Source organism: Neorhizobium sp. T25_13, assembly GCF_002968675.1.
Classification (GTDB): Bacteria; Pseudomonadota; Alphaproteobacteria; order Rhizobiales; family Rhizobiaceae; genus Neorhizobium; species Neorhizobium tomejilense.
The window spans coordinates 176,866-199,888 of record NZ_PVBI01000005.1 but is presented as its reverse complement, the minus strand read 5'-3'; the positions used below and the strand labels follow the sequence as shown (position 1 = coordinate 199,888).

Annotated in this window: 23 protein-coding genes; 11 read left to right on the top strand and 12 right to left on the bottom strand. The window is 62.7% G+C overall.

Going from position 1 to position 23,023, the window contains the following annotated elements; genetic code table 11:
* Positions 1-4 precede the first annotated feature (4 nt).
* The 5 genes from ugpE (at position 5) to C5J22_RS13695 (ending at position 5,326) form a co-directional block, all read left to right on the top strand.
* Positions 5-853 carry a sn-glycerol-3-phosphate ABC transporter permease UgpE gene (gene ugpE / locus C5J22_RS13715; protein ID WP_046630345.1) on the top strand — a complete coding sequence of 283 codons (849 nt, stop codon included), beginning with the start codon at positions 5-7 and terminating at the stop codon, positions 851-853.
* Position 854: 1 nt separating this feature from the next.
* Positions 855-1,955: a sn-glycerol-3-phosphate import ATP-binding protein UgpC gene (locus C5J22_RS13710; RefSeq protein WP_105434595.1), complete on the top strand. Its 1,101-nt coding sequence runs from the start codon at positions 855-857 to the stop codon at positions 1,953-1,955.
* Positions 1,956-2,065: 110 nt separating this feature from the next.
* The gene (locus C5J22_RS13705) at positions 2,066-2,569 is read left to right on the top strand and encodes a cupin domain-containing protein (protein WP_046609561.1); all 504 of its coding nucleotides are present in this window, start codon (positions 2,066-2,068) and stop codon (positions 2,567-2,569) included.
* 75 nt (positions 2,570-2,644) lie between these two features.
* Positions 2,645-3,595 (top strand): glutathione synthase, encoded by a 951-nt coding sequence (gene gshB / locus C5J22_RS13700; protein ID WP_046630351.1) that lies wholly within the window; start codon positions 2,645-2,647, stop codon positions 3,593-3,595.
* Between the two features lie 195 nt (positions 3,596-3,790).
* The gene (locus C5J22_RS13695) at positions 3,791-5,326 is read left to right on the top strand and encodes a YifB family Mg chelatase-like AAA ATPase (protein ID WP_105438661.1); all 1,536 of its coding nucleotides are present in this window, start codon (positions 3,791-3,793) and stop codon (positions 5,324-5,326) included.
* A gap of 188 nt (positions 5,327-5,514) precedes the next feature.
* Here the strand turns inward: C5J22_RS13695 and cysK are convergent, their stop codons facing one another.
* Both cysK and dut read right to left on the bottom strand, forming a co-directional pair.
* Positions 5,515-6,483 (bottom strand): cysteine synthase A, encoded by a 969-nt coding sequence (cysK, locus tag C5J22_RS13690; RefSeq protein ID WP_105404239.1) that lies wholly within the window; start codon positions 6,481-6,483, stop codon positions 5,515-5,517.
* Positions 6,484-6,612: 129 nt separating this feature from the next.
* Positions 6,613-7,083 carry a dUTP diphosphatase gene (dut, locus tag C5J22_RS13685; protein ID WP_105438873.1) on the bottom strand — a complete coding sequence of 157 codons (471 nt, stop codon included), beginning with the start codon at positions 7,081-7,083 and terminating at the stop codon, positions 6,613-6,615.
* Between the two features lie 99 nt (positions 7,084-7,182).
* Here dut and C5J22_RS13680 point away from each other — a divergent pair, with 99 nt between their 5' ends.
* Entirely contained in the window at positions 7,183-8,766 is a 1,584-nt protein-coding gene (locus tag C5J22_RS13680) for a peptide chain release factor 3 (protein ID WP_105424578.1), read from the top strand.
* A 6-nt stretch (positions 8,767-8,772) separates the two neighbouring features.
* Here C5J22_RS13680 and C5J22_RS13675 read toward each other — a convergent pair whose 3' ends face one another.
* On the bottom strand, positions 8,773-9,159 hold the full coding sequence (locus C5J22_RS13675; RefSeq protein WP_105438660.1) for a RidA family protein: 387 nt from the start codon (positions 9,157-9,159) through the stop codon (positions 8,773-8,775).
* A gap of 81 nt (positions 9,160-9,240) precedes the next feature.
* Between C5J22_RS13675 and C5J22_RS13670 the strand changes: the two genes are divergently transcribed.
* On the top strand, positions 9,241-9,768 hold the full coding sequence (locus C5J22_RS13670; protein ID WP_105438659.1) for an Lrp/AsnC family transcriptional regulator: 528 nt from the start codon (positions 9,241-9,243) through the stop codon (positions 9,766-9,768).
* On the opposite strand, the gene C5J22_RS13665 is transcribed toward C5J22_RS13670, so the two are convergent.
* Complete coding sequence (locus tag C5J22_RS13665) at positions 9,769-10,713, bottom strand: threonine/serine dehydratase (RefSeq protein ID WP_105438658.1); 945 nt, start codon at positions 10,711-10,713, stop codon at positions 9,769-9,771.
* 62 nt (positions 10,714-10,775) lie between these two features.
* Positions 10,776-11,669 carry a LysR substrate-binding domain-containing protein gene (locus C5J22_RS13660; protein ID WP_105438657.1) on the bottom strand — a complete coding sequence of 298 codons (894 nt, stop codon included), beginning with the start codon at positions 11,667-11,669 and terminating at the stop codon, positions 10,776-10,778.
* Between the two features lie 110 nt (positions 11,670-11,779).
* Here C5J22_RS13660 and C5J22_RS13655 point away from each other — a divergent pair, with 110 nt between their 5' ends.
* The gene (locus tag C5J22_RS13655) at positions 11,780-12,487 is read left to right on the top strand and encodes a glutathione S-transferase family protein (protein WP_105438656.1); all 708 of its coding nucleotides are present in this window, start codon (positions 11,780-11,782) and stop codon (positions 12,485-12,487) included.
* 74 nt (positions 12,488-12,561) lie between these two features.
* Here the strand turns inward: C5J22_RS13655 and otsA are convergent, their stop codons facing one another.
* Positions 12,562-13,938, bottom strand: coding sequence for an alpha,alpha-trehalose-phosphate synthase (UDP-forming) (otsA, locus tag C5J22_RS13650; protein ID WP_105404232.1), 1,377 nt, complete (start codon positions 13,936-13,938; stop codon positions 12,562-12,564).
* A 17-nt stretch (positions 13,939-13,955) separates the two neighbouring features.
* Complete coding sequence (otsB, locus tag C5J22_RS13645; protein WP_105438655.1) at positions 13,956-14,771, bottom strand: trehalose-phosphatase; 816 nt, start codon at positions 14,769-14,771, stop codon at positions 13,956-13,958.
* 195 nt (positions 14,772-14,966) lie between these two features.
* Here otsB and C5J22_RS13640 point away from each other — a divergent pair, with 195 nt between their 5' ends.
* Entirely contained in the window at positions 14,967-15,761 is a 795-nt protein-coding gene (locus tag C5J22_RS13640) for a class II glutamine amidotransferase (RefSeq protein ID WP_105438654.1), read from the top strand.
* 3 nt (positions 15,762-15,764) lie between these two features.
* On the opposite strand, the gene coaBC is transcribed toward C5J22_RS13640, so the two are convergent.
* Positions 15,765-16,970 carry a bifunctional phosphopantothenoylcysteine decarboxylase/phosphopantothenate--cysteine ligase CoaBC gene (gene coaBC, locus C5J22_RS13635; protein WP_105438653.1) on the bottom strand — a complete coding sequence of 402 codons (1,206 nt, stop codon included), beginning with the start codon at positions 16,968-16,970 and terminating at the stop codon, positions 15,765-15,767.
* Positions 16,971-17,096: 126 nt separating this feature from the next.
* Here coaBC and C5J22_RS13630 point away from each other — a divergent pair, with 126 nt between their 5' ends.
* Complete coding sequence (locus C5J22_RS13630) at positions 17,097-17,456, top strand: hypothetical protein (RefSeq protein WP_105438652.1); 360 nt, start codon at positions 17,097-17,099, stop codon at positions 17,454-17,456.
* A gap of 223 nt (positions 17,457-17,679) precedes the next feature.
* Positions 17,680-18,240, top strand: a complete 561-nt coding sequence (locus C5J22_RS13625) for a glyoxalase superfamily protein (RefSeq protein WP_105438651.1) — start codon at positions 17,680-17,682, stop codon at positions 18,238-18,240.
* A gap of 28 nt (positions 18,241-18,268) precedes the next feature.
* Here C5J22_RS13625 and C5J22_RS13620 read toward each other — a convergent pair whose 3' ends face one another.
* The 4 genes from C5J22_RS13620 to ubiE all read right to left on the bottom strand — a co-directional run bounded on the left by C5J22_RS13620 (position 18,269) and on the right by ubiE (position 22,887).
* Positions 18,269-19,045, bottom strand: coding sequence for a hypothetical protein (locus C5J22_RS13620; protein ID WP_105438650.1), 777 nt, complete (start codon positions 19,043-19,045; stop codon positions 18,269-18,271).
* Positions 19,032-20,393: a hypothetical protein gene (locus tag C5J22_RS13615; protein WP_105438649.1), complete on the bottom strand. Its 1,362-nt coding sequence runs from the start codon at positions 20,391-20,393 to the stop codon at positions 19,032-19,034. Before C5J22_RS13615 ends, C5J22_RS13620 begins: the two co-directional genes overlap by 14 nt.
* A gap of 150 nt (positions 20,394-20,543) precedes the next feature.
* Positions 20,544-22,106, bottom strand: a complete 1,563-nt coding sequence (ubiB, locus tag C5J22_RS13610) for a 2-polyprenylphenol 6-hydroxylase (protein WP_105438648.1) — start codon at positions 22,104-22,106, stop codon at positions 20,544-20,546.
* 4 nt (positions 22,107-22,110) lie between these two features.
* Positions 22,111-22,887 carry a bifunctional demethylmenaquinone methyltransferase/2-methoxy-6-polyprenyl-1,4-benzoquinol methylase UbiE gene (ubiE, locus tag C5J22_RS13605; protein WP_105438647.1) on the bottom strand — a complete coding sequence of 259 codons (777 nt, stop codon included), beginning with the start codon at positions 22,885-22,887 and terminating at the stop codon, positions 22,111-22,113.
* Positions 22,888-23,023: the final 136 nt, after the last annotated feature.

Genomic DNA, 23,023 nt, shown 5'->3' with positions numbered 1-23,023 from the left:
GATCATGGTTGAAAATCGCCCCTTCCTGACCTTCCTCACCCACGCTTTCCTGATCCTGGGATTTCTGATGGTCGCGCTACCGGTCTATGTCGCGATCGTGGCATCGACCCATGACGTCTCGACGCTGATGAGCGGGCCTGTCCCGCTTCTGCCGGGATCGCATCTCATCGAGAACTATTCGACCATTCTGACGAGTGCCGCTGCGGCTCACGGCCTGCCCAATTATTCGCACATGGCGCTGAACTCTCTGATCATGGCACTGGCGATCACGATCGGAAAAATCTCGATCTCGATCCTTTCCGCCTTCGCCATCGTCTACTTCCGGTTTCCGTTCCGGCTGCTGGCATTCTGGATCATCTTCGTGACCCTGATGCTGCCGGTCGAGGTGCGCATCATGCCGACATACAAGATCGTCGCCGACCTCGGCATGCTGAATTCGTGGGCCGGTCTGACCGTCCCGCTGATCGCATCGGCCACGGCGACCTTCCTGTTCCGCCAGTTCTTCATGACGGTCCCCGACGAGCTTCTGGAAGCGGCCCGGGTGGACGGGGCAGGCCCTATGAAGTTCTTCCGGGACATCCTGCTGCCGCTCTCGCGCACCAATATCGGCGCGCTATGCGTCATCCTCTTCATCTATGGCTGGGTTCAGTACCTCTGGCCGCTCCTGGTGACTACCGACCCCGGCTATTACACGCTGATGATGGGAATGAAGCGCATGGTCACCGTGCAGGACGGTGTCATCGAGTGGCAGTTGGTCATGGCAGGTTCCGTTCTCGCCATGCTTCCCCCCATCCTCGTCGTGGTTTTCATGCAGCGGTTGTTCATCCGCGGGCTTACTGAAACGGAGAAATAACATGGCTGGAATTCACATTTCAGAAGTTTCGAAGATTTATACGGGCGGCGTGAAGGCGGTAAGCTCCGTCTCCATCGACATCGTCGACGGTGAGTTCATCGTCCTCGTCGGTCCCTCGGGCTGCGGCAAGTCCACGCTGCTGCGCATGGTTGCAGGGCTGGAAGCCATTTCCGCAGGCGAGGTGAAGATCGCCGGACGAGTCGTCAACCAGATCGAGCCGGCCGAGCGCGATATCGCCATGGTGTTCCAGAACTATGCGCTCTATCCGCATATGACGGTCTATAACAACCTCGCCTACGGTCTGAAGAACCGCGGCACGCCGAAGGCCGAGATCGACGCCCGTGTCGCCGAAGCCGCCCGCATGCTGGAGATCACCCAGTATCTGGAGCGCAAGCCCCGCCAGCTGTCCGGCGGCCAGCGCCAGCGCGTCGCCATGGGCCGCGCCATCGTCCGCAAGCCGGCGGCCTTCCTGTTCGACGAGCCGCTCTCCAACCTCGATGCCAAGCTGCGTGTTTCCATGCGCGGCGAGATCAAGCGCCTGCAGCGCCGGCTTGGCACCACGTCGATCTACGTCACCCACGACCAGCTCGAAGCGATGACGCTGGCCGACCGCCTCGTTGTTCTGAACGGCGGCCAGATCGAGCAGATCGGTGCGCCGCTGGAAGTCTACCACGCGCCGGCCTCCACCTTCGTTGCGAGCTTCATCGGCTCGCCGGCCATGAACCTCGTCAAGGGCGAACTGCATGGCGACAAGCTGGCGATCGGCCCGGCGATGATCGCCCTCAACGGTTTCGCGCCGACCTCCGGTGCCGTCACCGTCGGCGTCCGCGCCGAGGATCTGCGTATCGCCCGCGACGACGAGGAGGCTCTGCCCTTCCGTCTCGAATACACCGAGGAGCTTGGCGCCCAGCGCCTGATCCACGGCACGGTGGGCGACCAGCAGATCACCGCCGCCGTTTCTCCGGAGATTGCGCTATCACCGGAAATGCGCATTGCCGTCGATGCCAAACGCCTGCACTTCTTCTCGATCGAAACGGGCAAGCGCCTGCCGGGCAACGTTCCGGCAGAGGCAAAGCTCGCGCCGGTCGAGCCGGTTATCTGAGGGCCCAATCCGAAATTGAGGCCGATCGTTAAAATTCTAACATCGGCCTGAAGAGCGGGCTTACTCTTTGCCGCTAGCATCTCCCGGAATTGACAGCTTCCGGGGGAAACATGAGTTGGCACGTCCTCGCCGCGACCGCAGCGGCAATTGCATTTCGGTCCAAGTCCTACGCACCTGAGAAGCCGAAGGTGAAGCCGTTTATCGGCGCTTGTCCGCATTCTCTCGAAATGAAGCCGATGCCGATCGAGCCCACCTGGGTCATCGCCGGCGATCCGCAGGCGCGTGCCGGTTCTCATTCCACCGCCGAGGACGATTGCGCGACGACCGGTGTATGGGAATGTACGGCGGGCGAGTTCCGCTGGTACTTCCACTGGGACGAAACGGTGGTGATCCTTGAGGGCGAAGTGCATGTGACTGCCGAAGACGGCACGCAGCGCGTTCTCCAGGCGGGCGATGTCGCCTATTTCAAGGGACGGACCTGGGCCACCTGGCGCATCGACAAATATCTGAAGAAGGTCGCCTTCATCCGCCGGCCTTTCCCGAAGCCGATCGCCATGCTTTTCCGCCTGCGCAACATGTTGCGGGCAAAGACGCAGGTCGGCATCTCCGCGTGATATCGGCCCGATTGCAGTTGCCTTTGGAGGCCCGCCATCCTACATCAGGCGGGCCAATCCTAGGGGGCTGAAGTCATGGCGAAAATCCGCAAGGTCGCGTTCCAGATGGACCATATTTCCGGCATCAGCATTGCCGGCGATTCCACTTTCGCCATGGCGCTCGAAGCGCAGGCGCGTGGGTTCGAGCTGTTTCACTACACTCCCGATCGCCTGACCATGCGCGACGGCAAGATCTTCGCCGCTGTCGAACCGCTGCAGGTTCGCGACGTCAAGGGCGATCATTTCACGCTTGGGGAGAAGGAACGCGTTGATCTGTCGGAGATGGACGTCGTTCATCTGCGCCAGGATCCGCCCTTCGACATGGGCTATATCACCTCGACCCATCTGCTCGAGCGCATCCACCCGAAAACGCTTGTCGTCAACGACCCCGCCTGGGTGCGCAACTCGCCGGAGAAGATTTTCGTTACCGAGTTCGCCGATCTGATGCCAGCAACGCTGATCAGCCGCGATCCGGGCGAAATCGCCCGCTTCCGGGAAGAGATGGGCGATATCATCCTGAAGCCGCTCTACGGCAATGGCGGCGCCGGGGTTTTCCATTCCGCCCGCGACGACCGCAATTTCACGTCGCTGCTCGAAATGTTCGGCCAGATGTATCGCGGCGAACCCTATATCGCCCAGGCCTATCTGCCGGCCGTGCGCAAGGGCGACAAGCGCATCCTTCTGGTGGACGGCGAGCCGGTCGGCGCGATCAACCGGGTTCCCGCCGAACACGACAGCCGCTCCAACATGCATGTCGGCGGCCGCGCCGAGGCGACCGAGATCACGCCGCGCGAGAAGGAAATCTGCTCCCGCATCGGACCCGCCCTGCGCGAGCGCGGCTTCATCTTCGTCGGCATCGATGTGATCGGCGATTACATGACCGAGATCAACGTCACATCCCCGACGGGCATCCGCGAAGTCAAGAAGTTCGGCGGCGCCGACGTCGCAGGCCTCCTTTGGGACGCAATCGAGGCAAAACGCGCCTGATGAAGGCCAGGCGTTTCGGATACGGATCGCCTTTGTTCTCGCGATACAACCGCCCGCAACCCGTTTGCAGCGGATGCGTGAAATTGTTCGGTTAATGTTCTTGTTTCATTCCTATTTCTATGCCAGATTGCAATTCCTGGCACGGAAAGCGTGTATCGCTGGTGTCCCGGACATGAAGTTAGGGGCGGGGTGGTTATGGTTTCGCGCGTCAGCACAGTCGCATTCCAAGGCATAGAAGGCGTTCCGGTCGACGTGCAGGTCATGGTCGGGCCGGGCAAGATCAACATGCATATCGTCGGCCTGCCGGACAAGGCGGTGGCCGAGAGCCGCGAGCGGGTGCAGGCGGCGTTGCACGCCTCCGGCCTCGCCATGCCGCCGAAGAAGATCACCGTCAATCTGGCACCGGCCGACCTTCCGAAAGAGGGCTCTCATTTCGACCTGCCGATCGCGCTGGCATTGATGGCGGCGCTGGGCGCCGTTCCCGGAGATGCACTCACCGGTTATGTGGTGCTTGGGGAACTGAATCTCGACGGCACGCTTGCGCCTGTGGCCGGCGCACTTCCGGCGGCAATCGCCGCCAACGCGCTGGGAAAGGGGCTGATCTGCCCGGCCGACAGCGGCGCGGAAGCCGCCTGGGCGGGGGCCGAGATCGATATCGTCGCGCCACGAAGCCTGATCGCGCTCGCAAACCATTTCCGCGGCACCCAGGTCATCTCCCGGCCGCAGCCGGCAATTCGCGCCCTGCCTGCCAATTTGCCCGATCTCGTCGACATCAAAGGCCAGGAATCGGCCAAGCGCGCACTGGAAGTCGCCGCCGCCGGTGGACATAATCTTCTGATGGTCGGCCCTCCCGGCTCCGGCAAATCCATGCTCGCCGCCCGGCTGCCGTCCATCCTGCCGCCGCTTTCAGCCGCCGAACTGCTGGAAGTGTCGATGATCCATTCGATCGCCGGCCAGCTTTCCGGCGGCAAGCTCTCCGACCGCCGGCCTTACCGCACGCCGCATCATTCGGCCACCATGGCAGCGCTGGTGGGTGGTGGCCTGCGCGCCAGGCCCGGGGAGGCATCGCTTGCCCATCACGGCGTGCTGTTCCTCGACGAATTCCCGGAATTCTCGCCACAGGCGCTGGACGCGCTCCGTCAGCCGCTGGAGACCGGTGAGTGCATTATCGCCCGCGCTAATCATCGGGTTTCCTATCCCGCCAGCATCCAGCTCGTCGCCGCCATGAACCCGTGCCGCTGCGGGATGGCGGGCGAACCCGGCCATACCTGCGCACGGGGGCCAAAATGCATGTCGGACTACCAGGGGCGCATTTCGGGGCCGCTGATGGACCGTATCGATATCCGCATCGACGTGCCGGCAGTCTCGGCCGCCGATCTCATTCGCCCGAGGCCGGCGGAAAGCAGCGCGGATGTCGCCAGGCGCGTGGCGGCTGCGCGTGACAGACAGCGGGAGCGGTTCGAACAGGCCGGTTATCCGCGCGTGCTCACCAATGCCCGCTGCTCGACGGCCCTGATCGAGAAGATCGCCGAACCCGATCCCGGCGGTCTCCAGTTGCTGAGGGATGCGGCCGAAAAGCTCAAGTTCTCGGCCCGCGGATACCATCGGATATTGAAAGTCGCCCGCACGCTCGCCGATCTCGACGGCAAGGATACGGTCGGCCGCATTCATCTCGCCGAGGCGATTTCCTATCGCATGGCCGGCGAACGGCTGGCGACGGCCGCGGCGTGAGGCAGAAGGTTAGGGATGGGGTTGCGAGGGCCGGGAGATAGCGATGAATTTGCTCTGCGGCCAGGGCGGGTCGTCACCGATGACCAGGCTCCACTTAGGCGGACCGCCTCTTAGGCAGACGCGGATAGCATACCCTTCCGTCGTCATCCTCGGGTCAAGCCCGAGGATGACGACCTGAAAAAGTGCAGCTAACCACCCAACCCTTCAAACAGCGCCGTCGACAGATAGCGCTCTGCGAAGGAAGGGATGATGACGACGATGGTCTTGCCGGCATTTTCCGCACGGCTGCCGACTTCGATGGCTGCTTGCAGCGCCGCACCGGAGGAGATGCCAACCGGTACGCCTTCGAGCCTGGCCACCAGGCGGGCCATCTCCATGGCCTCACCGCTGTTGACGGTGATGATCTCGTCATAGATGTGCGTGTCCAGGATCTTCGGTGCGAAACCTGCGCCGATGCCCTGGATCTTGTGCGGGCCGGGCTGGCCGCCGGAGAGGACGGGCGATTCTTCCGGTTCGACGGCAATGATCTTGAGTGCCGGGTTACGCTCCTTCAGCACCTGGCCGGCACCGGTGATCGTGCCGCCGGTGCCGATGCCGGAGACGAAGATGTCGATCTTGCCATCGGTATCGTTCCAGATTTCCTCGGCTGTCGTCTTGCGATGAATTTCGGGGTTGGCCGGATTTTCGAACTGCTGCGGGATGATCGCATCCGGAAGCGAAGCGGCGAGTTCTTCCGCCTTGGCGATCGCACCCTTCATGCCTTTCGGGCCTTCGGTCAGCACCAGTTCGGCACCGAGGAGGGCGAGCATCTTGCGGCGTTCGATCGACATGGTCTCCGGCATGGTCAGGATCAATTTGTAGCCCTTGGCGGCGGCGGCGAAGGCGAGCGCGATGCCGGTATTGCCGGACGTGGGCTCAACCAGCGTCGTCCTGCCAGGCGCGATCTTGCCCTCGGCCTCCAGGCTTTCGATCATCGCCACCCCGATACGGTCCTTAACCGAAGCGATCGGGTTGAAGAATTCGAGCTTGGCCAAAAGATTGGCCTTCACGCCCTTTTCCTTGGCCAGCTTGTCGAGGCGCACGATCGGCGTGTCGCCGATGGTTTCGGTGATCGAGGAATAGATTCGGCCGCGGCCCGGCTTTCTGGTCTCTGGCATAGTGCTCTCCCTGAGTTTGGAGAGAAGTTAGGGCGTGTTCCCCACGAATGCCAGCAAGGCGGAACCGGACGGAAAGAGAAATGGAAATTTTGTTCCCGTAAGTGGTCGGGAACGAAAACGCCTTTGCGTTCAAAGACCGGTCGAGCCGAAGCCACCGGCACCGCGGGCAGTCGTGGAGGTTTCCGTAATCTCGGTTACCCGAGCCTGGGTCACCGGCGCGATCACCATCTGCGCGATCCGCATGCCGCGGGTGATGGCGAAATCCTCGTCGCCGAGATTGATCAACAGCACCTTCACCTCGCCGCGATAATCACTGTCGATCGTGCCCGGCGTGTTGAGGCAGGTGATGCCGTTCTTGAAGGCAAGGCCTGAGCGCGGCCGTACCTGCGCCTCGAACCCTTCCGGAATTTCGAAGATGAAGCCTGTCGGCACCAGCGCCCGTTTGCCGGGGGCGATCGTCAGCGGCATGCCGTCCTCGACGGCGGCGCGCAGGTCCATGCCGGCAGCGCCCGCGGTTTCATAGGCCGGCAGATCGAGGCCGGCGCCGTGCGGGAGGCGGACGAGATTGAGCTTTGGCGAGGAGGGGGCGTGAATGTTCATCATGTCATTTGTCGACCCACGGTCGCTCCGGTCAAACACGAATTGAAAGTTATCCACGGAGTCGTTAGATACGCGGCAACGTAAAGGATCGAGAAAAAAATGCCCGAAACGATTGCCGAGGCGGTTTCCCGCCGCCGCACATTCGCAATTATTGCCCATCCGGACGCGGGCAAGACGACGCTGACCGAAAAACTGCTGCTGTTCGGCGGCGCGATCCAGCTCGCCGGCGAAGTGAAAGCCAAGAAGGACCGTATCCAGACGCGGTCCGACTGGATGAAGATCGAGCGCGAACGCGGCATCTCGGTCGTCACCTCGGTGATGACCTTCGAATATGACGGCAACGTCTTCAACATCCTCGATACGCCCGGCCACGAAGACTTCGCCGACGACACCTACCGCACGCTGACGGCGGTGGATGCCGCGGTCATGGTCCTCGACGCCGCAAAAGGCATCGAGCCGCGGACGCTGAAACTGTTCGAAGTCTGCCGCATGCGCGATATCCCAATCATCACCTTCGTCAACAAGATGGACCGCGAAAGCCGCGATCCCTTCGAAATCCTGGACGAGGTCGAGGAAAAGCTGGCGCTCGATACCGCTCCGATCACCTGGCCGATCGGTCGTTCGAAGACTTTCTGCGGTTCCTATAACCTGGCCGACAACACGGTTCGTGGCTCGGATACGGACGTCAAGGCAACCCCTGTCAACGGACCCCAGAGCGTCGCCGACCGCCTGCCGGAAAACGAACGTGCGGCCTTCGTCGAGGAGACCGAACTGGCGATCGAGGCCTGCCGGCCGTTCGACCGCAAGGCTTTCCTCGAAGGCCACATGACGCCGGTCTTCTTCGGTTCGGCTTTGCGGAATTTCGGCGTGCGCGATCTCATCGATGCGCTGGGCGATTTCGCCCCGCCGCCGCGAGACCAGGTGGCGGACATCCGCACCGTGCATGCGACCGACGACAAGATGACGGCCTTCGTCTTCAAGATCCAGGCGAACATGGACCCGAACCACCGCGACCGTATCGCGTTTGCGCGCATCTGCTCGGGCAAGCTGGAGCGTGGCATGAAGGCGCGGCTGTCGCGCACGGGCAAGCAGCTCGGGCTGACCGCGCCGCAGTTCTTCTTCGCGTCCCAGCGCCAGTTGGCCGATACCGCCTACGCGGGCGACGTGGTCGGCATCCCGAACCACGGCACGCTGCGCATCGGCGATACGCTGACCGAAGGCGAACAACTGGTGTTCCAGGGCGTGCCGAACTTCTCGCCGGAAATCCTCCGCCGCGTCCGGCTGGAGGATGCCATGAAGGCGAAGAAGCTCAAGGAAGCACTGCAGCAGATGGCGGAAGAGGGCGTCGTGCAGCTCTTCTCGCCGGAAGACGGCTCGCCGGCCATCGTCGGGGTCGTCGGCGCACTGCAGCTCGACGTCTTGAAGGAACGGCTGCAGGGTGAATACGGCCTGCCGGTCTCCTTCGAAATGTCGCGCTTTTCGATCTGCCGCTGGATCTCGGCCGAAAATCAGGCGGATCTCGACAAGTTCCTGACGGTAAAGCGCGGCGATATCGCCCGTGATCTCGATGGCGATCCGGTTTTTCTGGCGCAGGACAGTTTCTCGCTGCGCTACGAGTCGGAGCGTTATCCTGCCATCAAGATGGTCGCGATCAAGGAATATCAGGTCGCCAAGGCGGCGTGAGACTGCTCACGCCGCGGCAATGATCTCGATCTCCACCAGCCAGTCGTCGCGCAGCGTCTCGACGACGATGGCGGTCGTCGGCACGAGGCGGCCGCCGAGTGCTGAAAGCCGCGCATTCTGGTTTGCCTCCACATAGGAGGCGTGCCGCAGATAGCTGGTCAGCCGCACGATATTGTCGGTCGTCATCCGCGCTTCGGCAAGAATTCGGTTGAGGTTCGACCAGATCAGGCGGAGTTGGCTTTCCAGGTCGGCGCCGGTCGCTCCGCTTTCGTCGAGGCCCATCGTGCCACTGACGAAAAGAAAGCGGTCGGGGCTGCGCACTTCCATGGCGTGCACATAGTCCGGCGTCGCGGCATAGACGCCATCCTTTGGGTTATGGGCGATCATCTTCATCTTGCTTCCTCTGGAATTTCATCTGGTAATGCCGCATTCTTGCCGAATACTATTCGGCAGAAAAGCTGAAGAGGCGATGGGATGGAAAATACAGAGGATGTTCGGCCGAAGCGGCGAGGACCTGCTCCGCTTGACGCTTTTGACCGAAGGATATTAGCAGCACTCGCCGCCGATGCGGACCGGAGCTATGCGGCGCTGGGAGAAATCGTGGGCCTGTCACCGCCTGCGGTGCATGAGCGCGTCAAGCGATTGAAGCGCTCGGGCGTGATCCGCGATACGGTAGCGCGGCTGGATGGCACGGCGGTCGGCAAGCCTCTCACGGCCTTCGTGCATGTGGAGGCGGCGGGCTGGGGCAAGAGCGAGCGGCTCATGCAGATTGCCCGTTTTCCGGAAGTGGAGGAACTGCATTCCGTGGCCGGCGACGCGAGCGTGATCCTCAAGGTGCGGATGGAAAATCCGCAGGCGCTGGAATTCCTGCTCGGCCAGATCCATTCGCTGCCCGGCGTGCGCGGCACCCGCAGTTATGTCGCGCTTTCAACTTATCTAGACCGGCCGGTTCAGGCGGAGGTCACGACGGACTGGCCGAACGTGCCCCTGCCGCCGGAATGATCAGCCGAACTTGACAGCCGTCGTGTTGGAACCGCAGACCAGCACGCAGACGCGTTCATCCGGGCCGGGAACATATTTGCCGCAAAGTAGCGCGGCGAAGGCTGCGGCACCGCCGGGTTCAGCAACGATACGGGCGCCGGCCCACAGTACCTTCTGAGCGGCGAGAATCTCGTCGTCGGTCACCAGGATCGGCGGCTGGAGGAATTTCTGGGCAACGGGGAACATCAGCTCGCCAACCTGCTTCGGCGCCAGCGAATCCGCCGCGATGCCGCCGGCCGGCGCATCCACGGGGCGGCCGGCCTTGAAGGCTTCGTGAAGCGTCGGCGCACCGTCGGATTCCACCGCGACGATCTTCACCCGGCCGCGGAACCAGGAGGCGATGCCGCCGATCAGACCGCCGCCGCCGACGGCAACGATCAGCGTCGTCATCTCCGGCAGGCCGTCTTCGATCTCCTTGCCGAGCGTGCCCTGGCCGAGCAGGGTTTCCACCTGGTCATAAGCATGGGCGGCGATTGCACCGCTCGTCGCCACATAGGTCTGGCTCGCCGCCAGTGCATCGTTATATCGGTCGCCGCCGACCACCAGTTCCGCGCCATAGGAACGAATGAGGTCGATCTTCGCCTGCGAGGCCACGCTCGGCACGAAGATATGCGCCGGCACACCGAGCCGCATCGCCGCATAGGCGACGGCCGCCCCGTGATTGCCGCCGGACGCGGCGACGACGCCGGCCGCCGGGACATTGCGCGTCAAAAGGTTGGTGAAGGCGCCGCGAGCCTTGAACGAGCCGGAATGCTGCAGCAGCTCGAGCTTCAGGTCGATCGGCAGCGGTGCCCCGCCGAAATCCCGCATGTCGACGCGCATCACCGGCGTGCGGCGGATATGCGGACGGATGAGCGTTTCGGTTTCCGCAATACGTTCTGGCGTGACGGTGTGTTCGGTCGACATGATGGCCTCTTGGGAATGGAACGGCCATGGGTAGCCGCCAGGCCGCCGAAATGAAAGTCCTTTTAGGCGGCGATCCGTTCGCTGAGAAAGTCGACGACGGCGCGCACCGCCGGAAGCTGCCCGCGTCGATGCGGCATCAGGATCGTTGTGGTGATGCTGCCGGCCGTCCAATCGGGCAACAGGCGGATCAGCCTGCCCTCGGCAAGCGCCTCGCGGCAGACGGAAGTCGGCAGGCAGGTCAGGCCAAGGCCTGCCATCGTTGCCTTCATGATCACCAACGGCTCGTCGGCGGAAAGCACGGATCTGGGTGTCACGACGACCGCTTCGCCATCCTCGGAGGCCAACTTCCAGACCATGTCCGTCGGGCCGGCGGTGACCGCCCTATGCCCGGCGAGATCCTCCGGCCGTAAGGGTTCGCCATGGGTGCGAACATAATCCGGTGAGGCGACGACGAAAAAAGGGTCGGTCGCAAGCTTCTTCTGCAGCAGCGTCGAATCCGGCAGCGGCGCCTGGTGGCTGCGTACCGCGATATCGAAACCTTCCTGGACGATATCGACGAACCGGTCGCTGACATGCAGCGAAAGATGCAGTTTCGGATATCGTGCCGAAAGCTCGGCCAGATGATCGGCGAGGATGAATTGCGCGGTCGGCACCGCAGCCGTCATTCGCACGATGCCGCTCGGCTCGCCGAGATGGGTACGCACGATGGTTTCCGCCATCTCCGCCTCGATCACCGATGCCTGCGCGTGCCGGAAGAAATCCCGGCCGAGATCGGTCAGCGAGAAACTGCGGGACGTCCGCTGGATCAGCCGCACGCCGAGCCGGTCCTCGAGTTCCGCCACGCGTTTGCTGACGGTGGATTTCGGCACGCCGAGCCGCCGCCCTGCCGCGGAAAAGCCGCCGTGCTCCACCGCCTGCACGAAGAAATAAAGATCGTTGAGGTTGGGCAAAGTCATCCTCATCTTCCATGCTTGTAGACTTAAAGGCGGAAAATTGGCGTCTACCGCGCCGGCGTCCACGAAATCATATTGATGGTGTCTCAAAAATTCAATCCAGGGAGTATGAAATGACACCGATCCTGTTTTACGGCGTTCCGGAAGGATGTTCCTTCGGCTCGATCGTCGCGCTCGAATGGACCGGCGCGCCTTATCGGCTGTGCCGCGTCGAAATGCCGGCCGTGGTTTCGAGCGAGGCCTACAAGCCGGTCAATCCGATCGGCGAAACACCGTCGCTGATGCTGCCGGATGGCCGGGTGATGAGCGAGAGCATGGCGATCCTCAACCACATCGCCGCGCGCACGGTGGGGAAGGGCTGGGGTTTCGATCCGAAATCGGAAAAATTCGACCGGCTGAACCAGATGCTGGCTTTCCTCAATACCGCTTTTTTCAACGCCTTCGGTCCGCTCTGGCACGCGGTGGAGCACGAACTCGACCCGCAGGCCAAGCAGGCGCTTCGCACCTACGGTATCGCCAAGGTCGAGAAGGCGCATGCGCAGCTCGAAACGCTCTTGGGTGGACGCGAATGGCTGCTCGGCGACGAGAAGAGCTTTGCGGATGCCTATTTCGCCGGCATCGCCCGCTGGAACGATTTCCACCAGGTCGTCGACCGGAGGCAGTTTCCGGGGCTCAATGCGCTCTACGAGCGTCTGCAGCAGGACCCGGCGGTGCGGTTCGCCTGGGCCATCGAACATCAGGAAGAAGCGCTGACGAGCGGACAGTTCCTCGGCCATGTGAGCCTCGACGAAGCGCTCGGATCTCTGAAGCAGGCGGCGTGATCGCCAATATTCATGCGCAGTCATGGCGTCCTTGGGACGCCATGACTGCGGTGACCTTCAGGGTTTTGAGGAGCTTATGCCGCCGTGAGATCCTTGAGGAAGTCGTCGCACCAGCGGGTGACGTCGTGTTCGAGGAGATGTTCCATCATGCGGCCCCAGCGCTCCTTGCGCTCCTCGATCGGCATGTTGATGCCGCGTGCGATCGCGTTTGCCGTGCCTTCGATGTCATAAGGATTGACCAGCAGCGCTCCACGCAGTTCCCGCGCAGCACCCGCAAAACGCGACAGCACCAGGACGCCCGGATTTTCCGGATCCTGTGCCGCGACATATTCCTTGGCGACCAGGTTCATGCCGTCGCGTAGCGGCGTCACGAGCCCGATTTTGGCGAGCCGATAAAGGCCCGCCAGAACGGGCCTGCCGATCGAGCGGTTGATATAGCGGATAGGTACCCAGTCGACCGTGCCGATCGCACCGTTCACGCGGCCTGCCTGCTCGGCCACCATGCGCTGCATCTGCTCGTATTCCGGCACTTCGGAGCGGGATTTCGGGGTGATCTGCAGATAGGTGACGCGGTTGTGATGGGCGGGGTTGGATTTGACGAAGTGCTCGAAGGCATCGATCCGCTGGGTGATGCCCTTCGAGTAATCCAGCCGATCGACGCCGATGATCAGGTCGCGCCCTTCGATACTCTGTTTGGCCTTGCGAACGATGATGTTGCTCGCCGCTTTCTTTGCGTATTCGGCAAAGGCGGCAGTTTCGATACTGATCGAATAGAAGCCGCCCTTGAAGGTGCGTCCGTAGGAGGTGAGCTTTCCGCCCTCAAGCGCCTCGCCGATGCCCTCGCGCACGAGCCCGCCCGCGAAATTCGCAAGATCATGATCCGTCTGGAACCCCACCAGATCGTAATACGACAGCCCTTTCATGATCTCCTCGTGAACGGGCATGGTGAAAAGCACGTCAGCCGGCGGCCAGGGAATGTGCAGGAAGAAGCCGATCTTGTTCTTGAGGCCCATCTGGCGCAGTTCCGCGGCAAGCGGGATCAGGTGATAGTCGTGTATCCAGATGACGTCGTCTTCCTGGATGAGCGGCGCCAGCTTATGGGCGAAGAAGCGGTTGACGCGGAAGTAACCGGCCATTTCCTTGCGTCCATATTCCGCGAGATCCATCCGGTAATGACAGATCGGCCAGAGCACGCGGTTGGCAAACCCGTGGTAATATTCCTCGACATCCGTCTTGGTGAGATCGGTGAGCGCATAGGTGATGTTGCCATGCTGCTGCATGTCGAGCGGCGCCGGTTCCTTCGCGCCGCTGGATTTGCCGGACCATCCCATCCAGATGCCGCCGTGCTCCTCCAGGGCGGCCTGCAGCGCGACAGCCAGCCCGCCGGCTGGAGCATCGCCGCTTTTCTGCGGCAGGGAGACACGGTTCGAAACGACGACAAGTCGGCTCAAGATATTGTCCTTTCAGCTCACGCGGCGTCGGGCTTGACACCACTCGCAAGCGCTTTGATTGCCGCGCGCAAGGCAGCGGCCGAGGGGAGGGTGGATTTGGCTTGCGTGTCACCCGGTGTCTCGGTGATACGGATGGAATGGCCGCCGAGTTCGTTGGCGGTGCGGAACATCGCCTCGTCGGTCACGTCGTCGCCGATGGCGATCGGCTTGCGGCCCTTGAAGGGCGGTTGATCGAGAAAGGCCTGCAAGGCGTGGCCCTTGCTCGCCTGGGCCGGCCGGATTTCCATCACCATCTTGCCGTGCTGGAGCGTGAAGTCCGGGCCCGCCATATCGAGGTAGCGGGGCATGGCTGCCTCGACCGCTTCGCGTTGCTCCGGCGCCTGGCGATAATGGGCGGCGACGGCCGCACCCTTGTCCTCCACCAGAACGCCCGGCCATTGACGGGCCTCGCGGACAAGAGCCGCCTTCAGATCCTCGAACGCGGCGCTGACCTCGACGCGGCTGATCGCCCCGGAGGGATCGCGGCGCTCGGAGCCGTGCAGGCCGGCGATCGGGAACTTATACGGCGTGAAAAGTTGGTCGGCATAGGGAAGAGCCCGGCCCGTGACCAGCGCCAGCGCGCCGCCAAGCCTCATGGAAAGACGATGCAGGTTGTCAGGTAGCTCCGCCGGTACGACGATCGCATCCGGTGTTTCGGCAAGCTCGATCAGCGTACCGTCGATATCGAGAAACAGCGCCCATCCCCCGGGTTCGAGCATGAGCCTGGCGAGAACGGGATCCCCCGGAAGGGGCGCTTCTGCTGTAGCTGGGCTCGACTGTTCTTTACGCGACATGAGCCTCTATCTAGGCCGCCAAATTCCGGCGGCAACCTCGAAAGATCACGCCTTGTCGCAAAAAGTGATACATTCTTTAGCAAGAAACCGGCATGTAACCCTCGAATTCATGTTTCATTAAGCCTTTGTAGAGACCCTGAAGTTCCTGGATTTTCGGGCCGCGGACGGGCGGCAATGTCGGAGCAGAAAGACCCCATGTGTCGTTGGGCAGCCTATCGCGGCGAACCTCTTTATCTCGAAGAACTCGTCTCCTCGCCGGCCCATTCCCTGATCGAGCAGTCTCATTGCGCCACTCGCGCCAAGACCGCGACGAATGGTGATGGTTTCGGCATTGCCTGGTATGGAGACCGGCCGGAACCCGGCCGTTACCGCGACATCCTGCCTGCCTGGTCCGACTGCAATCTGAAGAGCCTGGCGCGGCAGATACGCTCACCGCTCTTCCTCGCCCATGTCCGGGCGGCAACCCATGGCGCGACGCGGCGCGACAACTGCCATCCGTTCGTCCAGGGCCACTGGTCATTCATGCATAACGGCCAGATTTCCGGCTTCGAGCGCATCCGCCGGCATATGGAAGGCATGCTCTCGGACGCGCTGTTCGATGCCCGTAACGGTACGACGGATTCCGAACTTCTCTTCCTGCTCGCCTTGCAGTTCGGCCTGGATACCGATCCGTTCCAGGCCATGGAAAAGGCGATCGCCACGGTCGAGGACCTGTCGATCGAAAAATCGGGTGAGGCATTGGTGCGCTTCACCGCCGCCTATTCGAACGGCCGGGAACTCTACGCGGTGCGTTACGCCACCGACCACAAGCCGCCAACGCTCTACGCGGCGCCGATGGGCGGCGAAACGGGTTATTGCCTCGTATCCGAGCCGCTGAACGACGAGGTCGATACCTGGGTGGAAATCCCGGACGGCAGCGCCGTCGTCGTTGATGCCGATGGCATGCAGGTCACGCTCTTCCGGCCGAAGGCGCTGTCCGAAGCGGCTTGAAATCTATCCGAGCTTCGAGGCGATCAGTGCCGCAAGGCGCTCCGCCACCTCGTCCTTGTCGAGATCGGGCCATTCGTCGACGCCTTTGGCGCTGATGATCTTCACCCGGTTGCGGGTGCCACCCATGATGCCGGTTTCCGGCGACACGTCGTTGGCGACGATCAGGTCGGCGCCCTTGCGTTCCAATTTCGAGCGGCCGTTCTTTTCGACGTCCTGGGTCTCTGCAGCAAAGCCGACCACGATCTTGGGCCGCTTTTCGTGATGCCCCACGGTCTTCAGGATGTCCGGGTTTTCGGTCAGCAACAGGGGAGGCGGGGCCTCGCCGGGCTGTTTCTTGATCTTCTGGCCGGCCGACGAGGCGACGCGCCAGTCTGCGACCGCCGCCACCATGACGGCGATATCGGCGGGCAGGTGGGAGATCACCGCCTCCAGCATTTCCTCGGCGCGTTCCACATGGACTGTCTTCACGCCGACCGGATCGGGTATGGTCACCGGTCCGGAGACGAGCGTCACATCCGCGCCAAGTTTCGCGAGCGCCGCGGCAATCGCATGGCCCTGGCGGCCGGAGGAGCGGTTGGCGATATAACGCACCGGATCGATCGGCTCATGCGTCGGGCCCGACGTGACGATCACCTTTTTGCCGGCAAGCGGCTTCGGTGCGCCATCCAGCAGTTTGACGGCTGCGGTGACGATTTCCAGCGGTTCGGCCATGCGGCCGGTGCCGCTCTCGTTGCTTTCGGCCATCTCGCCCGCCATCGGGCCTATGAAATGGATGCCGTCAGCCTTAAGCGTCCCGACATTGCGCCTGGTCGCGGGCGCTGCCCACATTTTCGGGTTCATGGCGGGCGCAACAAGAACCGGCCGGTCGGTGGCAAGCAGCACGGCGCTCGCAAGATCGTCCGCCAACCCATGCGTCATCTTGGCCATCAGGTCGGCACTGGCGGGTGCGACGATCACGAGGTCGTTGTCGCGGGCGAGCCTGATATGGCCGACATCCTGCTCGTCCTCGCGGGAAAACAGATCGACATAGACATGGCTGGCGGATAGAGCGCCGACCGCGAGCGGCGTGATGAATTCCTGGGCCGCCCTGGTCATGATCGGACGAACCAATGCGCCCCGCTCGCGAAGCCGGCGGATGAGATCGAGGCTCTTATAGGCCGCGATGCCGCCGGAGATGATCAGAAGAATGCGCTTGCCGGAGAGTTCCATGCCATTACCCGATGCCAGAATGGCGGGAAGCTAAGCCTTTGGCCGCCGAGTTGCAATTGCCTTCCCACTGACGGCGCCACGGAACAGTTGCAGCTGACGGGAGTTCGGCTGCAAAGGAGAGCCGTCATGAAAAAGAATTTTATTCCGAAGAAGATAGCAGGGTTCAAGGTGCCGAAATCCGTGCGCAGGTCGTCATTGCTGCGCAACATGCTGGCGAGCCGCACCGGCCGGCCGATGCTGGCGAGAGCGCTCGTCGCCGGTGCCAATGCTGCCGCCACCGCCCTGACCGACGAGCGGGCCGATGTCCGCAAGCCCGGCAAGGCAAGCGGCCGCAGACGCGCCCTTGCCGCAAGCGTGGCAGGTGAGGCGATCGAGAGCGCGACTGCCGCAGCCATCGATGTCATTACCAGTCCGACGCGCCCGCTCTTCAAGGCAAGCGCCAAGGCGAAGGAGGGTCGGATTTTCCCGGAACCGGTCACGCACTGACGCGGAAGCATTCCGAACATCTTGCGCTAGATTCTGGACTACGTTACTCCTGTTTGCGGCCGGATGCGGCCAGCCGCCCGCGGCGCTCTCAAGCGCCAAGGTGAACGCATCCACCGCCTCTCATCCTTTGCCAATCCGGCCAGCGATGACGAACGGATCAGCAATGCGGGCGCTGATTGGGGGACCTGACCGGTCTTTGTTCGTCTGTTGAAAGGATGATGAGATGCGCGATTTCCGCGATGCAAAACTGATGGCGAAAAGCCTGCGCGAGGCGCTTGCCGAACGTAAGGTTGACCTGACGCATAGCCAGGTCCTGGAACTGGTTGCGGCGCAGTTCGGTTACGACAACTGGAATATCCTTGCTGCAAAGATCGACGCGTCAGAACCGCAGCAAAGGAAGCCGGTTGCGGTGTCGATCCAGCCGGCAATCCCGATCTTCCGGATCTTCTCCGTCGACAAAGCGATGGAATTCTACCGCGATTTCCTAGGCTTCACCGTGGACTGGGAGCATCGCTTCGGCGAAAACTTTCCGCTCTATTGCCAGATCTCGCGAAGCGGCATGCTGATGCACCTCTCCGAGCATGCGGGCGATGCGTCGCCGGCAGCCAGGGTCTTCGTGCCGATGACAGGCGCGCGCGCTTTCCAGCAGGAGCTGATCGGCAAGAACTACCCCTATATGAAGCCAGGGCTCGAACAGGCGGATTGGGGACTGGAAGTGACGGTCACCGACCCGTTCAGCAACCGCATCACCTTCTGCGAGCGGGAGATCAAGCCGCAGGGCTGACCTGGAGGCCTCAAGGCCCAGCGGGACGCTAGATCTTCTTCCTGGCCGTTGCGAGCGGTTCGGTCGTCAGCTTGAAATCCGTCATTTCCTTCGGCGTCAGGTAATAGAGCCGGTCCGGCGGCGTTTCGAGCGCATGGATCCAGAGGCCCGCGCCGATGCCCATCTGGTCGAGATGGCGGGCGACCCGCGCGGTGGTTGCCTGCGCGGCGGACATCGCCTGTTCCGCCGACGGCCGGTCCTTGGCTCCGTTGAACACCTGGTGCACGCCGATCACCGCATCCTTTTCCGCCAAACGCCCGACGCCGCCGGCAAATACGATCGGGCAGGAAGAGGCGCAGAGCGCTTTCGACGCGACCTTCGTGTCGAGCTTCCTGTCGCGGATCAGCTTCGACATGGCGAGGGCATCGTCAACCGAGCCGCCGGGGGAGTTTAGCGTCACCGTCTTCACATATTCCCCGCGCGTTTCGATCTCCTTGGAGAAGCGGGCGGCGGCGCCCGGGTCGATTGTTCCTTCCGCGAGCAGCACGCCACCCGTGGTGAGCTCAAACGTGATCGGCTTTCGCAGCACTTCCTTGGGGCTGGCGGGCTGCACCGGCGGTGCGGCGGGCACGCCTTCGGTCAAGGCCGGCGGCAGTACGGGCTGGTCCTCATGCATCGGATCGAAGCCGGGCAAGGCGGCGTTCATTATCGTCATGTCGCGAATATCGACGACGAGGAAAACCGCCGCGGCCGAGAGCAGGATATAGAAGGCGCCGCGCATCAGCACGCCCTCATCGAGCTTGCTGATCGCCTCACCGATCCTCATGCGACCGGTCCCGGCTGCGTGACTTGAGGTCGATGGCGGTGATGTTGTTCGGTTCGGTCTCCGGCGACGATTCCGGTGTTGATTCAGGTGCCGGCTGCGGCCTTGGCGCTAATGTCCTGTCGTCGGCTTCCGCCTTGGCGACCGCCTGCTCGATGTTCACCCCGCTCGCCGTGACGGCACGCTGGACTTCCAGTGCTCTCAGAAGCTCGGCCGCGGTGATCCGTTCGGCGAAGGGCAGGTTTTCCTCCTGGCGGCGGATCGCGCCATGCACGGTGGCGAGAATGAACACCATCACGCCGGGCAGAAGGTCGATGGAAATAGCGCCGGCCCAGGCGGGAATGAAGTCCTGCGCATGGTGCAGCACGGCTTCGGCGGAAGAGAGCGGCACGAAGCGACGCTCCTGCACCGGCGGCCGGGCGAGGATTTCGTCGGCGGCCTTGGCAAGCGCCTTGGACTGCGCCGTGACCGAGGTGCGGACGGTGTCCATCACCTGGTTCTGTCGGTTGACGAGATCGGCAGCGCCGCCATCCGGAACCGGCGCAATGAAGCCGAGCGACAGGTCGTCTGCCGCGCGGCGGATCGACGGTGCGATCGAGGTCTGCGCGAGCGAGGTGATGACGCCGGTCAGCGCCACGGCTTCCGTGGAGAACTGGTTGGCGCGCGGCTCGATCGTGCCCGGCGCCGATACCAGCGAACGCATCGTCTCAAGCCGCTTCTGGCCCTGGGAGAAGAGGTCGTCCACCTGCTCGCGCGAGCCGTTGATGTTGGCTGTAAGCGACTTCATCTGCGCCGACATCTGGCTGAGAAGCTGTACGACGCTTCCCGATCCGGTCGTGCCGGTGAGCGAACCGGACTGGCGCTCGACGCCCGCGAGTTGGGAGAAACGCTCGGACGCGCGCTGGATATCCGGCAGCAGGCTTTGTGCCCCGAGCGCGTTCTGATGGGCTCGGTCGAGATCGGCGGTATAGTCCTCGACCGTTTCGGAAAGATGCTGCTCCACGGCTGCGGAGCCGGCAAGCGCCGCCGCGTTCAGCCAGCTCGACATGGCAAGGATCATCGCAGCGCCGACCGCCATGACGCCGAGCATGGCCGTCCGCCCGGCACGGGTGGTCACATGCGGGTAGAACCGGGCCATATAGGACCAGAAGGCATAGATGCCGACCGAGACCGAGGCGGAGTAGATGACCGCCGCAAAGAACACGGCCGTCGGCGACCCATCGAGAATGCTGCGCGCACCGAGATAGGTGTAGACGCCGGATGCCAGCGCCAGCACGGCAAGCGCGAAACGGGTCATCGTCTCGACGGCCGCGACGCCGTCATGCAAGCGTTGAGTTGCGCCTAGCGCCATGAAACGTCTCCGGAAGGCCAAGTCCCAAAAGGAATGTATTCCTTAACAGAGAATGAAGAACTCGGCGGAATAAAGGCCGCTTTGGAGTTGCAATATGGCGAAAGCCCTTGTGGAGCAGGGTTTTCGCATCATCAGGAGACCGGACAAACCTCAGCTGAGCGTGAAGGCGAGATACAGCAGCGACAGCGCGATGATCCAGAGCGCGATGCGCCCCGAGCGATTGTGTCGCGCCTCCGACCTGCCAATCGCCTCTGTCGTCTCAGGATCGAAGCGCAGGCCGTGCTCGCTCATATAGACGAGTTCCTGGTGTAGCGTCTCCGTCTTGGCAGCGATTTCCGGCAGCGCCTCGGCAAGCTTGACGGCGGCTTTGACGCCATCTCGCAGGTCCGAGACAATGCGTTTCGGTCCGAGATTGTCGCGGATCCACTGGCCGACGACCGGCTCGGACGCCTTCCACATGTTGAATCGCGGATCGAGCATGCGCGACACGCCTTCGACCACGACCATGGTCTTCTGCAGCAGGATCAGTTCGGTGCGGGTCCGCATCTCGAACAAGTCGGTCACCTCGAAGAGCAGCGCCAGGAGCCGCGCCATGGAGATCGTTTCGGCCGGCTGGCCGTGGATCGGTTCGCCGATTGCGCGGATCGCCTGGGCGAAGCTCGCCACGTCGTGATGCGCCGGCACGTAGCCCGCCTCGAAATGCACTTCCGCGACGCGCAGGTAATCGCGGGTGATGAAGCCGTAGAGGATTTCGGCGAGGAAGCGGCGCTCCTTTTTGCCCAATCGCCCGACAATGCCCATGTCGACCGCGACGATGGTGCCGGCGGTATCGACGAACAGATTGCCGGGATGCATGTCGGCATGGAAAAAGCCGTCCCGCAGCGTGTGGCGCAGGAAAGACTGGATCAGCACCTCGGCGAGCTTTTCGAGATTGTGGCCGGCGGCGCGAAGACCCACAACGTCCGACATCTTGACGCCGTCGATCCATTCCATGGTGATCACGTCGCGGCCGGTGCGTTCCCAGTCGACCAGCGGCACCCGGAACCCGGGATCCTCCTTGGTATTCTCGGCAATCTCCGAAAGCGCCGCGGCCTCCAGGCGAAGGTCCATTTCCACCTTGGTGGTCTGTTCGAGCGTCCGCGTCACCTCGATGGGCCTCAAGCGGCGGCTGGAGCGCATGAAGCGTTCCTGCATGCGCGCCAGGAGATACATGCTTTCGATGTCGTGGGCGAAGCGCTGGCGCACGCCCGGGCGCACCACCTTGATGGCCACTTTCCTGTCATTGACGACGCCGGGATGGACCTGGGCGATCGAGGCCGCGGCGATCGGCTCGTCGAAGGAAGAATAGAGGTCGCCGATCGTTCGCCCAAGCGATGCCTCGACCGCCGCTTTCGCAATCGCGGTCGGGAAGAAGGCCATCCGGTCCTGCAGCATGGCGAGATCGACGGCCCAGTCGACGCCGACCACATCCGGACGGGTCGCCAGGAACTGGCCGATCTTGACATAGGAAGGCCCCAGCCGGTCGACGGCGCGGGTCAGGCGCTCGCTGCGTGCCTGCGTCTTGGAGCGAAACCGCGCCAAGGGCTCGACCAGTGCCTTGATGAGGCCGACGGAAGGCGGCATGTCCTGGGTCGGCAGCGCCGATACCACGCCCTCACGCACAAGAACCCAGCCGACGCGGGCAAGCCGGAAATAAGCGCCGATCGTGCTCATGCGTTCAGAGCTTCCAGCCGGAATGCAGCGCCGCGATGCCGCCGGTATAATTGGTGTAGGTCACGCGCGAAAAACCCGCATTGCGGATCATCGCCGCGAAATTCTCCTGGTTTGGGAATTTTCGGATCGATTCCACCAGATATTGATAGGGCTCGGCCTCGCCGGTGATCATCCTGCCGAAGCGCGGGATCGCCTTGAACGACCATTCCTCGTAGAAGCGCTCGAGAAGCGGCATCTCGACCTCGGAAAATTCCAGCACCAGCAGCCGTCCGCCGCGCTTCAGCACCCGATAGGCCTCCTTCAGCGCCACGTCGATATGCGGCACGTTACGGATGCCGAAGGCGATCGTATAGGCGTCGAAGGAATTCGCCTCGAAGGGCAGCGACTCGGCATTGGCCTCGACGAAGGCGACGTTTTCGGAAAGACGTTTCTTCTCGGCGCGTTCGGCCCCGACGCCAAGCATCGAGCCGTTGATGTCGAGCACGGTCACATGCGCCTTGCGGTCGGAAGCCTCGACGATGCGGAAAGCGATATCGCCCGTGCCGCCGGCCACGTCCAAGGTTTTGTAGCCGACGTCCTTTCTCGGATTGAGCGAGGCGATCAGCGCATCCTTCCAGACACGGTGCATGCCGGCCGACATGACGTCGTTCATCACGTCGTAGCGTTTGGCGACCTTGTGGAAGACGTCATTGACGAGGCCCTGTTTCTCGCCATCCGCGACCTTGCGGAAGCCATAGGACGTTTCCATCCCGCCGTCGGCGCTGGTACGGGCTTCAGTCATCGGTGAACTCCTAACGTCTCTCTTCTGGCCGGCGACCATAGCGAAATCGCTCATCGCACGCTATCTGTGGCGCGTGTCTTTACATGGGTGCGACATCCGGTCCGGTCTATAGACCAGGCGCGATGTCGTTGAAACA

Bases quoted from the DNA above. Each gene is read 5' to 3' on its own strand.
- ugpE (WP_046630345.1), top strand. From the start codon at position 5: ATGGTTGAAAATCGCCCCTTCCTGACCTTCCTCACCCACGCTTTCCTG.
- C5J22_RS13710 (WP_105434595.1), top strand. From the start codon at position 855: ATGGCTGGAATTCACATTTCAGAAGTTTCGAAGATTTATACGGGCGGC.
- C5J22_RS13705 (WP_046609561.1), top strand. From the start codon at position 2,066: ATGAGTTGGCACGTCCTCGCCGCGACCGCAGCGGCAATTGCATTTCGG.
- gshB (WP_046630351.1), top strand. From the start codon at position 2,645: ATGGCGAAAATCCGCAAGGTCGCGTTCCAGATGGACCATATTTCCGGC.
- C5J22_RS13695 (WP_105438661.1), top strand. From the start codon at position 3,791: ATGGTTTCGCGCGTCAGCACAGTCGCATTCCAAGGCATAGAAGGCGTT.
- cysK (WP_105404239.1), bottom strand. From the start codon at position 6,483: ATGCCAGAGACCAGAAAGCCGGGCCGCGGCCGAATCTATTCCTCGATC.
- dut (WP_105438873.1), bottom strand. From the start codon at position 7,083: ATGAACATTCACGCCCCCTCCTCGCCAAAGCTCAATCTCGTCCGCCTC.
- C5J22_RS13680 (WP_105424578.1), top strand. From the start codon at position 7,183: ATGCCCGAAACGATTGCCGAGGCGGTTTCCCGCCGCCGCACATTCGCA.
- C5J22_RS13675 (WP_105438660.1), bottom strand. From the start codon at position 9,159: ATGAAGATGATCGCCCATAACCCAAAGGATGGCGTCTATGCCGCGACG.
- C5J22_RS13670 (WP_105438659.1), top strand. From the start codon at position 9,241: ATGGAAAATACAGAGGATGTTCGGCCGAAGCGGCGAGGACCTGCTCCG.
- C5J22_RS13665 (WP_105438658.1), bottom strand. From the start codon at position 10,713: ATGTCGACCGAACACACCGTCACGCCAGAACGTATTGCGGAAACCGAA.
- C5J22_RS13660 (WP_105438657.1), bottom strand. From the start codon at position 11,669: ATGACTTTGCCCAACCTCAACGATCTTTATTTCTTCGTGCAGGCGGTG.
- C5J22_RS13655 (WP_105438656.1), top strand. From the start codon at position 11,780: ATGACACCGATCCTGTTTTACGGCGTTCCGGAAGGATGTTCCTTCGGC.
- otsB (WP_105438655.1), bottom strand. From the start codon at position 14,771: ATGTCGCGTAAAGAACAGTCGAGCCCAGCTACAGCAGAAGCGCCCCTT.
- C5J22_RS13640 (WP_105438654.1), top strand. From the start codon at position 14,967: ATGTGTCGTTGGGCAGCCTATCGCGGCGAACCTCTTTATCTCGAAGAA.
- coaBC (WP_105438653.1), bottom strand. From the start codon at position 16,970: ATGGAACTCTCCGGCAAGCGCATTCTTCTGATCATCTCCGGCGGCATC.
- C5J22_RS13630 (WP_105438652.1), top strand. From the start codon at position 17,097: ATGAAAAAGAATTTTATTCCGAAGAAGATAGCAGGGTTCAAGGTGCCG.
- C5J22_RS13625 (WP_105438651.1), top strand. From the start codon at position 17,680: ATGCGCGATTTCCGCGATGCAAAACTGATGGCGAAAAGCCTGCGCGAG.
- C5J22_RS13620 (WP_105438650.1), bottom strand. From the start codon at position 19,045: ATGAGGATCGGTGAGGCGATCAGCAAGCTCGATGAGGGCGTGCTGATG.
- C5J22_RS13615 (WP_105438649.1), bottom strand. From the start codon at position 20,393: ATGGCGCTAGGCGCAACTCAACGCTTGCATGACGGCGTCGCGGCCGTC.
- ubiB (WP_105438648.1), bottom strand. From the start codon at position 22,106: ATGAGCACGATCGGCGCTTATTTCCGGCTTGCCCGCGTCGGCTGGGTT.
- ubiE (WP_105438647.1), bottom strand. From the start codon at position 22,887: ATGACTGAAGCCCGTACCAGCGCCGACGGCGGGATGGAAACGTCCTAT.